Origin of the sequence: Plantibacter sp. RU18 (assembly GCF_050613355.1) — a bacterium.
Classification (GTDB): domain Bacteria; phylum Actinomycetota; class Actinomycetes; order Actinomycetales; family Microbacteriaceae; genus Plantibacter.
Genome location: NZ_CP159618.1, coordinates 3,332,138 through 3,345,273 on the forward strand (window position 1 = coordinate 3,332,138; position 13,136 = coordinate 3,345,273).

The window sequence follows — 13,136 nt, forward strand, 5'->3', positions numbered from 1 at the left end:
GGCAGTCCGCCGTGAGACGTTCCTGAGACCACCGGTTCCCGACCGGTCATCGAACCACAACTCCTCCCTCCCCCGAGGGGCACCGTCGCACCAAGACGGCCTCCTGAGACGGGGACGGAGGAGTTGTGCATCTCCTGCCCCCTGCCTGCTGCCAGCGCACCGCGCTGGACCAAGCGCGCCCCATTGGCGCGAGCGCACCCCTCCGGAGGTGTGTGATGTCTCAGGACTTCGTGGACACTTCTGTCTCAGGACTTCGTGGACACTTCTCTGTCTCAGGACTTCGTGGACACAACGCTGTTCTTGGTCGTTCGTGTTCGGCCGTGGGCGGGGCGGCCTTCGTTGCGTGATGGCATGGGTTGGGTGCGGATCATGGTGCCGTGGTGGTCGTAGAACGTGATCTGCTGAGCGTCCCAGATCGCGTGGACGGTGTGACCGATGAATGCTGTCCCGGGGCGGAACGTGCGACCGAGGAGGTAGGTTCTGCCGCCTGACGTGACAACACATTCAGCTTCGCCGGGTGGTAGGGCTGTGAGGGCGTTGCGGGCGGCGTGGATCTCGATCGCGGTGGGTTGCGGGGTCGGTGACGGGGCAGCCGGGGTGCGATCCCAGGCCTCTTTCGGGGTTTGCCGGTCGGTGAGCGATTGGTGTTCGCGGAGCGTGTTGTAGGACACGTCGAAGACGTTCACGAGGGTTTGCAGTTCCTCGATCGTCGCGGCTGGCGGTTTGGCGTTGAGGAAGCGGTGCAGTGTGCGGTGGAAGCGTTCGTTCTTGCCTTGCGTGGTGGGTTTGTAGGGCTTCCCCGTGATCGTCTCGACGCCGAGCGAGGCGAGGTAATCGATGAGCTGGTTGGAATGCCCCCGACGCGTGGGATTGAACGCGACACCATTGTCTGACAGGAACTTCTGTGGTGCTCCGTGATGGTTGATCGCCTGGGTCACGACACGCAATGCAGCCTCTCCGGTGGTCAAGCCCCGTGGAGTGGTGTAGCCGTGTGTCCTTCGATTCGTTGGGTTAGGCGCTGAGGGCGAGTTCTGGTTCGGGCACCTCGGTTCCGGTGTCGGGGACGATGGTGAGGCGGCTCTTGGCGAGGATGTCGAGTCCGAGGTAGCGGCGTCCCTCGGCCCATTCATCGGTCTGTTCGGCAAGGACGGCGCCGACGAGCCGGGTGATCGCGTCGCGATTGGGGAAGATGCCGACGGAGTCGGTGCGGCGACGGATTTCACGATTCAGGCGCTCGTTCGGGTTGTTCGACCAGATCTGCTGCCAGAGCCCCTCGGGGAACCCGGTGAACGCGAGGATGTCGGCGCGGGCAGCGTCGAGGTGTTCGTGAGCTGCGGGCAGTTTCCCGTCGACGTAGTCCAACAGCCGGTCGAACTGGGCGTGGACGGCGTCGGCGTCGGGCTGGTCGTAAACGGAGTGCAGCATAGCCTTGACCGCGGGCCAGAGACTCTTCGGGGTCACCGACATCAGGTTCGCGGCGTAGTGGGTGCGGCAGCGTTGCCAGGCCGCGCCGGGGAAGTTCGCGGCGATCGCCTCGACCAGACCGCGGTGCGCGTCGGAAGTGACCAGACGAACCCCGGTCAGACCGCGGGCGACGAGGTCGGCGAAGAACGTGTTCCACGCCGCCCCGGTCTCCGACGTGGCCACCCGCAGGCCCAGGACCTCGCGGCGCCCATCGGCGTTGACCCCGGTCGCGACGAGAACAACGGCGTTGATGACGCGTCCGCCTTCGCGGACTTTCATGGTGAGAGCGTCGGCGGCGACGAACGTGAATGGGCCGGCATCACCGAGCGGGCGGTGTCGGAATTGGTCAACGTGCTCGTCGAGGTCCGCAGCCATCCGGGACACTTGCGACTTCGACAACGAGTGAATCCCGAGGGTCTTCACGAGTTTGTCCATGCGGCGTGTGGAGACGCCGGCGAGGTAGCAGTCCGCGACGACGGTGATCAGGGCGGTCTCGGCGCGTTTGCGGCGCTCGAGGAGCCACTCCGGGAAGTAGGTGCCAGAGCGCAGCTTCGGGATCGCGACATCGATGGTCCCGGCGCGGGTATCGAGGTCGCGGTGCCGGTAGCCGTTGCGTTGGACGGTGCGACCCGGGGTGGGTTGGCCCCACTCGGCGCCGATCACCGCGTCAGCGTCGGCAGAGAGGAGCGCGTTGATCATGGTTTGCAGCAGCGACCGCATCAGATCGGGAGACGCGTCGGTCAGGGCTTCGCCAAGAAGGTGTGCAGGGTCGACAATATGTGGAGCGGTCATCGTGATGATGCCTTTCGAGTGGAGGTTAGAGACTTCTCGAAGGAGTCACACGGTGACCGCGCTCACGTCCAAGACCGAGCCGGCCACCGCAGGCTACACCACCTTATGGGGCACTACTTCTCCGGTCTCTGCCCGGGCGACCAACGACGCGAGCGCGAGACGGGAATGATCGTCGATGATCTGGAAGATCGTGCAGAGCGAACCGTCAGTAAGCGTCCACTCGGTTGCATCGATTTGCCACAAACAGTTCGGGGCTGGATAGACGAACCGACGAAACGCGCTCCGGGGCCGCTTCCGAGGCTCCGCCTCGACCACGCCCGCACGAACGAAGATCCGCGCCAAGGTGGCCCGTGAGGGCAACTCCTGGAAGCCCATCCGCCGCAACCTCGCGATCACACTCAACGGGCCGAAATCCCACCCCTCTGCACGCAATCGCGCCCGAACACTGATGGCGAGATCGACGATCTCGTCGCTCGTCCGAGCCGGACTCGACCGAGGCCTCGTGGATGTCGGAGCGACGACCTCGAACACACCATCTGCCGCAGCCCGGGCGCGGATCTTGTAGAACCAAGACCGCGAAACACCATGCTCCTCGCAGAACGCCGAGACCGCACCCCGGTTGCGTCCAATAGCGTGGTGTAACCCCGGCCCTGATGGGCGTGTTGCACCGATGTGAGGCGGCCACCGCGTGATTCTTGGAAAGACCGATCAAGTCTTTTCCGAAGGAGTACACGCGATGACCGCACCCCATTTTATTGACCCTGCCCGTTTCCTGTCCGAACAACTCGAGCAAGCCTCGCCGGACCTGATGCGGCAGATGCTGACCACGTTCATCAACGCGCTGATGAGCGCCGAGGCCGAAGCCGTCTGCGGGGCCGAATACGGCCAGATCTCCGCCGACCGGACCAACTCCCGCAACGGCTACCGGCACCGGGATTTCGACACCCGCACCGGCACTCTCGACGTCGCGATCCCGAAGCTGCGCACCGGAACGTACTTCCCGGACTGGCTCCTCGAGCGGCGCCGCCGTGCCGAGGCCGCCCTGACCAGCGTCGTGGCGACCTGCTACCTGCTCGGGGTCTCGACCAGGCGGATGGAGAAACTCGTCGAGTCCCTCGGCATCACTCGTCTGTCCAAGTCGCAGGTGTCGATCATGGCCACCGACCTCGACGAGCAGGTCGAGCAGTTCCGCACCCGGCCCCTCGACGCTGGCCCCTACACGTTCGTCGCCGCCGACGCCCTGGTGCTGAAGGTGCGCGAGGGCGGCCGTGTCGCTAACGTCCACGCGCTCCTCGCGACGGGCGTGAACAAGGACGGGCACCGTGAGATCCTGGGCTTGCAGGTCACCAGCGCCGAAGACGGCGCCGGCTGGCTGGGCTTTTTCCGCGACCTGACTGCCCGCGGCCTCACCGGGGTGAAGCTCGTCACCAGCGACGCTCACGCCGGCCTCGTCGCGGCGATCGGGGCGACGCTGCCCGGCGCGACCTGGCAGCGCTGTCGCACCCACTACGCCGCGAATCTGATGTCCGCGACCCCGAAGTCCAGCTGGCCGTGGGTGAAGACCCTGCTCCACTCGGTCTATGACCAGCCCGACAAGGACGCCGTCCACGCACAGTTCGACCGGGTCCTGAACGCCCTGGAAGAGAAGCTCCCCGCAGTCGCCACCCACCTCGAGACCGCCCGGGCGGACGTGCTCGCGTTCACCGGCTTCCCGAAGGAGATCTGGCGCCAGCTCTGGTCCAACAACCCGCAGGAGCGCCTCAATCGCGAGATCCGCCGCCGCACCGACGTCGTGGGTATCTTCCCCGACCGCGGCTCCCTGATCCGCCTCGTCGGAGCGGTCCTGGCCGAACAACACGACGAGTGGATCGAAGGCCGCCGCTATCTCGGCCTCGACGTCCTCAGCCGCTCACGCCTCACCCTCGTCCCGACCGACAAGGAGGAACAAACAACCGAACTCGGCGCCCTCAGCGCCTAGAAATCCAAGAATCACGCGGCAATCCCGTTACACCACGCGTTTGGACTTGACCCGCACCCCGGCCCGCATCATCAGGCCACGATGCCACGAGCAAACGAACCTTCGGAGATGGACGCTTCGGTATCGACATGCTCCACCGAACCGCGGAAGTGTCCACGAACTCCTGAGACACACTGTCCACGAAGTCCTGAGACAGAAGTGTCCACGATGTCCTGAGACTTCACAACCCTCCGGAGGCCCGCGTTCGCGCCAGCAGCCCGCGCCCGCGCCGATTGGGCGTCTCCGTCGCACAGCGGGGCGCGCTCGCGCCGATGACCAGCGCTCGGTCCAGCGCACCGCGCTGGCCGATCGAGCGTCCTCCACTGGAGTCGGGGAGGGCCACTTCTCCACATCCGGGCCAGAGTGCGGTAGCCGAGCGGCGCACTGCGCCCAGGCTGATGCCATGGAGACGTTCGACCTCGACCTGCTGATACGCCCGAACGGCCTGTTGCTCGTGCGAGATGCAAGGCGCATCGGCGCGGAGCGGCTTGTGAGCGCAGCCCACCGCGACGGTCACCTCGTGCGGCTGCGCAAGGGGATCTACATTCCTGAACCGGCATGGAGTGCACTCTCCCCGAACGGGCAGTACCGTGCTCGGATCGAGGCAGCTGGGATCGCGCTGCGCAAGGAGGCCGTCTTCAGCCACTATTCCGCTGCGTTGCTCTGGGGCATGCACATCGCCGGTTCGTGGCCACCCGAGGTGCACACCCTGACCGTCGGTGACCGGGGTGGGCGGTCGGCTCCCGGCATCATCCGCCACACCACGGAACGACCCGTCGGCACACGTCTGTGTCACGGCTTCCGCGTCACCGACCCTGCGCGCACGGTCATCGACATCGCGTCAGTCGCCCGCCTCGATGATGCCGTGGCAGTGGCGGACGCGGCGCTGCGGCTGCGACTCGCGGACCCCGCAGCGATGCAGGCCATCTCGCAGGGCGCCTCCCGGAGACGTGGTGCCGCGCAAGTACGGTTCACCGCGAACCTCGCCACCCCACTCGCGGCGAACGGCGGGGAGTCCAAGATGCGGGTCACCCTGATCCAGTTGGGCTTCCCTCCTCCGATCCTGCAGCACGCGTTCTTCGACGCCGACGGCCTCATCGGGAACGCAGATGCGGCCTGGCTCGATGAACGGATCATCCTCGAGTTCGATGGGCTCCAGAAGTACGTCCGAGAGGAGTTCACGGGCGGCCGGGCTGTCGCGGACATCGTCATCGCTGAGAAGGTCCGCGAAGACCGTCTGCGAGCACTCGGGTACACGGTTGTCCGGGCGACGTGGGACGACCTCCTCCACCCGGCGCGCCTCGCCGCGAAGCTCGAACGCGCGGGGCTGCGCCGCGCAGTGCGCTGAGCACAACCGAGCCGATTCCAACAGAGCCGAGCGCGACGTCCCCGCCGCCAGCGCGGTGCTGCCGACCGAGCGACGTCCGGACGCCGCCAGCGCGGTGCGCTGGACCGAGAGGGTCCGGTGCGCCTCGCGCGCTACCCATTGGCGCGAGCGCGGGTCTCCGGAGGGTAGCGCTCGCGCCAGTGGGTAGCGCTCGGTCCAGCGCACCGCGCTGGCACCAGGACGGCTGAGGAGGGGGATGTACGAAAAACAGGGGCCCCGGAGTGGATCCGGGGCCCCTGCAGTCGCCTGGACGACTAGTTGATACGTGCGTACTTGTTGTTCTCGTCGTACTGGTAGATGCCGATGGTGGCTTCGGTCGGGTCGCCGTTCTCATCGAACGTGATCGGACCGGAGTTGCCGTCGTAGTCGATCTTCTTGCCGTCGGCGATGGCCTTCGCAGCCTCTTCAAAGGTGGTCACCTTCTCGCCCTTGTCCTTGCCACCGGAGACGGACTGGAGTTCGGCCGCCATGTCGGCGCCCTCCGTCGAGCCAGCCTGGAGGGCAGCGAGCGCAAGCAGGATGACCGCATCGTAGGATTCAGCCGCGTAGCTGTAGTCCTTCAGCTCCTCGCCGCCCTCGTCCTTCACGAAGGCCTGGAGGCGGTCCGTGAAGTCACCGAGCTTCGCGGTGTCGAGACCCGGCAGCGTGCCCTTGGCTCCCGTGAGGGTGCCTGGAGCGAAGTCTGCGCTGTAGTCGGCGAGGTTTCCGTCGACGAAGTACATCTTGTCGGTCGGGAAGCCCGCGAGACCAGGAACGATCGTCTTCGTCTCCTCGAACGCGATCAACGCGATCGCGTCGGGGTTCTCGGCCTTGACCGCGCTGATCTGCGCATCGAACGAGGTGTCACCGGTGTTGTACGACTGCTCGGCGACCACTTCGCCGCCGGCGCTTTCGAACGCTTCCTTGGTGAACTTCGCGAGGCCGGTGCCGTACGAGTCGTTCAGGTAGATGATGCCGAGGGTGGCGTTGCCGTCCTCTGCGATCAGGTTGCCGAGCACCTCGCCCTGCAGCACGTCGGACGGCGCCGTCCGCCAGTACAGACCGTTGTCGTCCCACGTCGTGAAGTCGGCCGAGGTGTTGGCCGGCGAGAACTGGATGACGCCTGCGCCAGTGACCTCGTCGATGAACAGCTTCGACACACCGGACGATGCGGCACCGATGATGGCCGTGACACCTGCGGACAGCAGACGGGGCACCTCGGTCGCGTACGCCTTGTTGTCCGAGTCTCCGGAGTCGCCGAGCGTCAGGTCGATCTTGATCCCAAGGTCGGCATCGTTGACCTCCTTGACGGCCAGACCGACACCGGCCTCCTCGGGCGGGCCGAGGAACGCGAGGTTACCGGTCTGTGGCAACGCCGTGCCGAGCTTCAGTGTCAGGTCGCCCGCGGGCTTGCTGCTGCTGCCGCTGTCATCGCTACCGCCGGAGGCGCAACCGCTGAGGACCAGCGCGCTGGCCCCGAGCAGAGCGATGCCACCGAGAACGATGGCGCGAGGGCGTGATCGACCGGCCGTGGCCTTCGAAAAGACGCTCATGGTACTCCTTGCTTGTCAGAAGAGTGGCAGCTCCAGGGGCTGCCGTTGTGACAAGTTATCCGCTGCAGGTGCGCTGGACAATGACGTTGACGTTACAAGCGTGTAACACGACCAAATCGTTACCTCAGAAGCGAGTTTTTTGCACCTTTCCTGCTTTGGTCGCGCGATCAACGCTGGAATCACGCGTTCAGGCCGTCTGCGACCCGCTCTGGCGCGCAAGAGTGCTGCGTCGCGATCTCGCCCCTGCCACGAGCACGTCGACGGTGAGGATAGCGAGCGCAAGCCAGACGAGCCCGAAGCCCAACCACCGCTCCGGGGGCATCGCCTCGTGCAGGACGGCGACCCCGACGATGAACTGGATGATCGGGGCGAAGTATTGGATGAACCCCATCCAGGTGAGCGGCAGTCTGCGGGCCGCCGCCGCGAACAACAGGAGCGGTACGGCCGTGATGACGCCGGCGCCGACGAGCAACAGCGTGTGCCCCACCCCCTCGGTTCCGATCGTCAGGCCTCCGGTGACGCCGACGGCGATCAGTTGCGCCACCGCGACCGGAGCCAGCCACGCGGTCTCGAGCGTCAGGCCCGACACCGCGTCGACCGAAGCCCCCACCAACTTCTTGATGTACCCGTACAGGCCGAACGAGAACGCGAGGATCAGTGCGATGCACGGCACGCTTCCGTGTCCGACGGCGAGGACCAGCACGGCGATGACACTCACCGCGACCGCCACCCACTGCGCGGGCCGGAGGCGCTCCCGGAGGAAGAACACGCCGAGGAACACCGTGACGATCGGGTTGATGAAGTACCCGAGTGAGGCCTCGACCACCTGGCCGTTGAGCGCGCCGTAGACGTAGGTCTGCCAGTTCACATAGATGAGGGCCCCCGCGAGCCCCATCGTCAGGACGATGCGGCGCTGGCGCAGGATCCCCAGCAGTCGACGCCAGGACCGGGTGGCGATGATGAGGACGCCGCAGAAGACGAGTGAGAAGAGGATGCGCCAGGCGACGACCTCGAACGCTCCGGCGGGGGCGAGCGCGATGAAGTACAGGGGCAGGGCGCCCCACAGGCAGTAGGCGACGACGGCCGAGATGAGCCCAGACCGGCTGCCCTGACGCGGCACCGCGACCGCTGAGCGGATGTCATCAACACCAGCGACGGCTCCGGCGGACGGCTCGATGTCGACGGCGGCTGGATCACTGGGGTTCTGCACCCGTCCAGGCTAGACCCGCTGGAGATCGGGCATCCGCGTTAAACGGCCACAGCCCGAACGGCGAGTGCCATTCGGGCTGTGGGGCGGCGTGATGCCGCGGAATTCGTGCGCTGGTGACTAGCGGACGACGACGGCGAGGACGTCGCGCGCGGACAGGACCAGGAGGTCCTCACCGGCGTACTTGACCTCGGTGCCACCGTACTTGGAGTAGATCACCTTGTCGCCGACGGCGACGTCGAGAGGAACGCGGTTGCCGTTGTCGTCGATGCGACCCGGTCCGACCGCCACGACCTCGCCCTCCTGGGGCTTCTCCTTGGCGGTGTCGGGGATGACCAGACCTGATGCGGTGGTCTGCTCTGCCTCGACCTGCTTGATGACGATGCGATCCTCGAGCGGCTTGATGGAGACCGACACGGTTGACCTCTTTCCTGAAACGAAGACGTGGTTAGCACTCACACTGCGAGAGTGCTGATTCCAGTCTAGGCATGTTCTGGCACTCACGCAATGCGAGTGCCAATGAGCGGCTGCTACCGTTACCGGATGCACAGTGTTCCTGCAGAGACCCGCTGACCGTGGAACGTTCGGAACTCGTCGAGCTCCTCACCGCCGAGGGCCTTCGACTGCTCGACTCCCTCCCGCCGTACCCCACGAAGGACGAGGCGGTCCGCCTCGTCGGACGGCTGCGCAAGGAGGGCCACTCCCCCGAACTCGTCGCGGCGGTGCTCACGCAGTCGCGCCTCCGTCAGAAGGCGGTCGGCAAGTTCGGCCCCTTCGCCGGCCGGATGCTCTTCACCGAGGCCGGACTCGAGCAGGCGACGCGTCTCCCCGTCGCCGCGCTGCACGCCGGGCGCTTCGCGCGGGCAGGACTCCGACAGATCGCCGACCTCGGCAGCGGCATCGGCGCCGACTCGATGGCGATGGCGTCGCTCGACCTCGAGGTCACCGCAGTCGACGTCGACGAGGTGACCGCAGCGATCGCGAGCTACAACCTCGCCCCCTTCCCGACCGCCACCGTGCGCAACGAGGCCGCGGAGGACATCTCACTCGACGGCTTCGACGCCGCATGGTTCGATCCGGCGCGCCGCACTGTCGGGCACACCGACACCAGTCGTCTCGCGAGCGCGTCCGACTACACCCCGTCGCTCGACCTCGTGTTCGCAGCTGCCTCGCGGCTGCCGGTCGGCGTCAAACTGGGCCCGGGCTTCGATCGATCGCTCATCCCGCAGGACGCCGAGGCGCAGTGGGTCTCCGTCGACGGGCAGCTCGTCGAGATGACGCTGTGGTTCGGCCAGCTCGCCCGTCCCGGCATCCGGCGCTCCGCGCTCCTGGTCGCGGACGGTGCACACCACGAACTGCACGCCGACGAGGACGCCGACGACGCCCCGGTCAGAGAGCTGGGTGAGTACGTGCACGAGCCCGACGGCTCCGTCATCCGCGCGAGACTCATCGGCGATCTCGCCGTACAGCTCGAGGCCGGCATGCTCGGAGCAGGCATCGCCTATCTGACGTCCGACTCGGCCACGTCCTCGCCCTTCGCGACCACGTTCCGCGTGCTGGAACGACTCCCCATGGATGAGAAGGTGCTCCGACGCGCACTGCGCGAGCGCGGCATCGGCATCCTGGAGATCAAGAAGCGCGGAGTGGACGTCGATCCTGCCGCCTACCGCAAACGGCTCTCCCTGCGGGGTGAGCGGTCGGGCACGATCATCCTCACCCGCGTCGCCGGGAAACACGCAGCGCTGCTCATCGAACGGGTGCACCCGACCGACAGTGCCGCCGACGACTAGGTCGAGACGTATCCGATGATGACGACGATGCTGTAGGCGAACCAGCCCGCCGAGCAGAGCAGTCCGACGAACCCGGTCACGATTCCGGTGAGCGCACGCCCGCGTCCCAGCGGCTCGCGACGCCGTGCGACGAACCCCATGACGATCGCCGTGATCGACAGAGGGAACCCCCAGCCGACGAAGATCGAGATGACGAGACCGATGAGGCCGAGCACAAGCGACCAGGTGCTCCGGCCGGTGCCGGTGGCGGGCGCTGCGGCCTGCGCCTGCTGATAGCTCGGATACCCGCCTTGACTCGGTGCCTGATAGACGGCCGTCGGGACGGTCTGCAGATAGGTGGCGTGGTCACCCTGCCAGGCTGCAGGCGGAGCAGACGGCGATGTCCCGTACGGAGACTGCCTGGGCTGCGGCTGCGGCTGCGGCGAAGCGTGCTGTGGCGCGGGCTGCCACGCTGCTGGAGTCGGGAACGTCCCCTGCGTCTGCCCTGGCTGCGTCTGTCGGGCGGGCTCCGGCTGGACGTACGGCGTCTGCGGAGCCTGCTGCGGAGGACCCCGCAGCTCGGGAGGCACCGGGGGCTGCTGCGCTCGTCCGTCAGGCTGCTGCTGGTCCATCGCCGCTCCTCTGCTCATGGCCGGGTGTCGGCCCATCCTATGCGCTCCGGGTCGGAACGCTCGGGGCGCAGGCACGCCCGGTGGTGACCGATCGTGCTCAGTGCACCTGGATCTCGGTCACCGGCAGGGTGGAGTCGGCGCCGAAGTCGAGCGAGGACGGCTCACGCCCGGCCGAGATGAGTTGCGCGGCCAATGCTGCGATCATCGCGCCGTTGTCGGTGCACAGCTGGAGCGGCGGGATGCGCAGCTCGATGCCGGCCGCAGCCGTGCGCTCGAGCGCGACCTGACGCAGTCGGGCGTTCGCGATCACGCCGCCGCCGAGGAGCAGCCTCGGTACGCCGAGATCGGTGCATGCCTTGACCGCTTTCGTGACGAGCACGTCGACGACGGCCTCCCGGAAGCTCGCGGCCACGTCGGCGACGGGCACGTCCTCGCCCGCGTCCTGCTTGGCCTCGACCCAGCGCGCGACGGCGGTCTTGAGGCCGGAGAAGGAGAAATCGTACCGGTGGCGCTCCATGTCCTTCGGCAGGCTGAGACCTCGGGGGAAACGGATGGCCTTCGGGTCGCCGTCCGCGGCGACCCGATCGATCTGCGGACCTCCCGGGTACGGCAGGCCGAGCACGCGGGCCACTTTGTCGAACGCCTCCCCCGCAGCGTCGTCGATGGTCTCACCGAGGAGCTCGACGTCCGACACGAGGTCGCGCACGAGGAGTAGCGAGGTATGTCCGCCCGAGACGAGCAGGGCGATCGTCGGGTACTCGATCGTGCCGTCCTCCGAGTCGAGGACGTCGGCGCCGACGTGCCCGACGAGGTGATTCACGGCGTAGAGCGGTTTGCCGAGCGAGACGGCGAGCGCCTTCGCAGCACCGACGCCGACCATCAACGCCCCGGAGAGTCCGGGTCCGCTGGTGACCGCGACCGCGTCGAGGTCGGCGAGCTCGACACCGGCTTCGGCGAGCGCCGTCGTGATTGTCGGTTCGAGCGCCTCGAGGTGGGCGCGTGCGGCGACCTCCGGCACGACGCCGCCGTAGCGGGCATGCTCGTCCATGCTCGAGGCGATGGTGTTCGCGAGCAGCCGGTGCCCTCGGACGATGCCGACGCCCGTCTCGTCGCAGCTCGTCTCGATGCCGAGGACGAGCGGTTCGTCGCGGTTCATGCGGTGCTCCCGGTGGGCTGGTCGGTGTGATCCTCGTGCGGCCGTCCGTGGGCGAGCGACGGGGAGCTCGGTCGGACCGTGAGCCGCATCACGATGGCGTCGACGTCGTCGGGCTGGTAATACCCTGGCCGGACGCCCAACTCCTCGAACCCGAGGCTCCGGTACAGGGTGATGGCGACGGGGTTGTCCGCTCGGACCTCGAGGAACACCTGTGCGGTGTCCTGCTGCCGCGCCTGCTCGATGAGCGACTGCATGAGCAGGCGCCCCAGGCCTCGGCCCCTCGCACGCTCGGCGACCGCGATGGTCTGGATGTCGGCGTCGTCGGAGCGGGACGGGGCGAACAGGCCTGCGTAGCCGGCGAGCTCGGAGGGGTCGTCGATGCTGCCGTCGCTGTCGGCATCGGTGGCGACGAGGTAATAGCCGTGCGGCGATTCGAGCTCCGAACGCATCATGTCGGTCGACCACGCGTCGTTGACGAAGACGGTGCGCTCCATGGACATGATCGCGTCGACGTCGGCGGCACCGGCCCGACGGAGGAGCCAGGTCACGCGGTCACCCGCTTGCTCCCGGCGGAGAGGGTGACGTCGGGCGAGCGGAGGTAGAGCGGTTCGTCTCCTGCGAACCCACCACCGATGGCGAGCAGGAGGGCTGCCACTCGGCCGAGGGCGCCACCCGGGACGAGCGTGGCATCACGTCGGACGGCATCGTCTGTTGGAACGTCGTCAGGCTTCGCGAGTGCCGGGCCGTCGGTGCGGACGGGGAGACCGGCAGCGTCGAGCCCCGCGTATCGCGTCCAGTAACGCTCGCGACGGCGCGCGTCGGTGACGACGAGCAAGGCCGTGTCGGGTGGGACGGAGCCGTTGCTGTAGGCGTCGAGCGCGATCGCGTCGTGGCTCACGACGGGGTGCACGACGAGTCCCGCCCCGACCCCGAAGGTGCGTGCAGCCGCGATGCCGATGCGCAGGCCCGTGAACGGACCCGGCCCCATCCCTGCGACCACTCCGGTGAGGTCCGCGACCCGGACGCCTGCGTCTTCGAGACAGCCGACCATGAGGCTGCCGATGACCTCGGCGTGGCGCATCGGATCGTCGGAGGAGCGTTCGGCCAGGACCTCGCCGTTCGTGGTGACGACGGCGACGCTCGAACCCGCGGATGTATCGATCGCCAGCAGCACGTCGTC

General features: G+C 67.3%; 13 protein-coding genes. 3 read left to right on the forward strand and 10 right to left on the reverse strand.

Annotated elements, in window-relative coordinates; genetic code table 11:
• Positions 1-272: 272 nt before the first annotated feature.
• The 3 genes from ABMA10_RS16005 to ABMA10_RS16015 all read right to left on the reverse strand — a co-directional run bounded on the left by ABMA10_RS16005 (position 273) and on the right by ABMA10_RS16015 (position 2,787).
• Positions 273-968, reverse strand: coding sequence for an integrase core domain-containing protein (locus ABMA10_RS16005; RefSeq protein WP_431030681.1), 696 nt, complete (start codon positions 966-968; stop codon positions 273-275).
• Between the two features lie 43 nt (positions 969-1,011).
• Complete coding sequence (locus ABMA10_RS16010) at positions 1,012-2,256, reverse strand: IS256 family transposase (RefSeq protein ID WP_431030682.1); 1,245 nt, start codon at positions 2,254-2,256, stop codon at positions 1,012-1,014.
• A gap of 93 nt (positions 2,257-2,349) precedes the next feature.
• On the reverse strand, positions 2,350-2,787 hold the full coding sequence (locus ABMA10_RS16015; RefSeq protein ID WP_431030683.1) for a hypothetical protein: 438 nt from the start codon (positions 2,785-2,787) through the stop codon (positions 2,350-2,352).
• Between the two features lie 205 nt (positions 2,788-2,992).
• Here ABMA10_RS16015 and ABMA10_RS16020 point away from each other — a divergent pair, with 205 nt between their 5' ends.
• Together ABMA10_RS16020 and ABMA10_RS16025 are read left to right on the forward strand one after the other, a co-directional pair.
• Positions 2,993-4,234: an IS256 family transposase gene (locus ABMA10_RS16020; protein ID WP_431030684.1), complete on the forward strand. Its 1,242-nt coding sequence runs from the start codon at positions 2,993-2,995 to the stop codon at positions 4,232-4,234.
• Positions 4,235-4,676: 442 nt separating this feature from the next.
• On the forward strand, positions 4,677-5,621 hold the full coding sequence (locus ABMA10_RS16025; RefSeq protein WP_347867161.1) for a type IV toxin-antitoxin system AbiEi family antitoxin domain-containing protein: 945 nt from the start codon (positions 4,677-4,679) through the stop codon (positions 5,619-5,621).
• Between the two features lie 293 nt (positions 5,622-5,914).
• Here the strand turns inward: ABMA10_RS16025 and ABMA10_RS16030 are convergent, their stop codons facing one another.
• From ABMA10_RS16030 to groES, 3 genes are all read right to left on the reverse strand, one after another.
• Positions 5,915-7,192, reverse strand: a complete 1,278-nt coding sequence (locus ABMA10_RS16030; protein ID WP_431030685.1) for an ABC transporter substrate-binding protein — start codon at positions 7,190-7,192, stop codon at positions 5,915-5,917.
• A gap of 187 nt (positions 7,193-7,379) precedes the next feature.
• Complete coding sequence (gene rarD, locus ABMA10_RS16035) at positions 7,380-8,330, reverse strand: EamA family transporter RarD (RefSeq protein WP_431031526.1); 951 nt, start codon at positions 8,328-8,330, stop codon at positions 7,380-7,382.
• Positions 8,331-8,519: 189 nt separating this feature from the next.
• Positions 8,520-8,816: a co-chaperone GroES gene (gene groES / locus ABMA10_RS16040; protein WP_259507004.1), complete on the reverse strand. Its 297-nt coding sequence runs from the start codon at positions 8,814-8,816 to the stop codon at positions 8,520-8,522.
• A 158-nt stretch (positions 8,817-8,974) separates the two neighbouring features.
• Between groES and ABMA10_RS16045 the strand changes: the two genes are divergently transcribed.
• On the forward strand, positions 8,975-10,189 hold the full coding sequence (locus tag ABMA10_RS16045; RefSeq protein ID WP_347867159.1) for a class I SAM-dependent methyltransferase: 1,215 nt from the start codon (positions 8,975-8,977) through the stop codon (positions 10,187-10,189).
• Here the strand turns inward: ABMA10_RS16045 and ABMA10_RS16050 are convergent.
• The 4 genes from ABMA10_RS16050 to tsaB form a co-directional block, all read right to left on the reverse strand.
• Complete coding sequence (locus ABMA10_RS16050) at positions 10,186-10,800, reverse strand: DUF4190 domain-containing protein (RefSeq protein WP_347867158.1); 615 nt, start codon at positions 10,798-10,800, stop codon at positions 10,186-10,188. The genes ABMA10_RS16045 and ABMA10_RS16050 overlap by 4 nt on opposite strands.
• A gap of 97 nt (positions 10,801-10,897) precedes the next feature.
• On the reverse strand, positions 10,898-11,956 hold the full coding sequence (gene tsaD, locus ABMA10_RS16055; RefSeq protein ID WP_347867157.1) for a tRNA (adenosine(37)-N6)-threonylcarbamoyltransferase complex transferase subunit TsaD: 1,059 nt from the start codon (positions 11,954-11,956) through the stop codon (positions 10,898-10,900).
• Entirely contained in the window at positions 11,953-12,504 is a 552-nt protein-coding gene (gene rimI / locus ABMA10_RS16060) for a ribosomal protein S18-alanine N-acetyltransferase (protein WP_347867156.1), read from the reverse strand. Before rimI ends, tsaD begins: the two co-directional genes overlap by 4 nt.
• Positions 12,501-13,130 (reverse strand): tRNA (adenosine(37)-N6)-threonylcarbamoyltransferase complex dimerization subunit type 1 TsaB, encoded by a 630-nt coding sequence (tsaB, locus tag ABMA10_RS16065; RefSeq protein WP_347867155.1) that lies wholly within the window; start codon positions 13,128-13,130, stop codon positions 12,501-12,503. The genes rimI and tsaB overlap by 4 nt, the downstream gene beginning before the upstream one ends.
• Positions 13,131-13,136: the final 6 nt, after the last annotated feature.

Excerpts from the sequence above, each read along its gene's own strand:
- ABMA10_RS16010 (WP_431030682.1), bottom strand. The coding sequence starts at position 2,256 with ATGACCGCTCCACATATTGTCGACCCTGCACACCTTCTTGGCGAAGCC.
- ABMA10_RS16020 (WP_431030684.1), top strand. The coding sequence starts at position 2,993 with ATGACCGCACCCCATTTTATTGACCCTGCCCGTTTCCTGTCCGAACAA.
- ABMA10_RS16025 (WP_347867161.1), top strand. The coding sequence starts at position 4,677 with ATGGAGACGTTCGACCTCGACCTGCTGATACGCCCGAACGGCCTGTTG.
- ABMA10_RS16030 (WP_431030685.1), bottom strand. The coding sequence starts at position 7,192 with ATGAGCGTCTTTTCGAAGGCCACGGCCGGTCGATCACGCCCTCGCGCC.
- ABMA10_RS16050 (WP_347867158.1), bottom strand. The coding sequence starts at position 10,800 with ATGGACCAGCAGCAGCCTGACGGACGAGCGCAGCAGCCCCCGGTGCCT.
- tsaD (WP_347867157.1), bottom strand. The coding sequence starts at position 11,956 with ATGAACCGCGACGAACCGCTCGTCCTCGGCATCGAGACGAGCTGCGAC.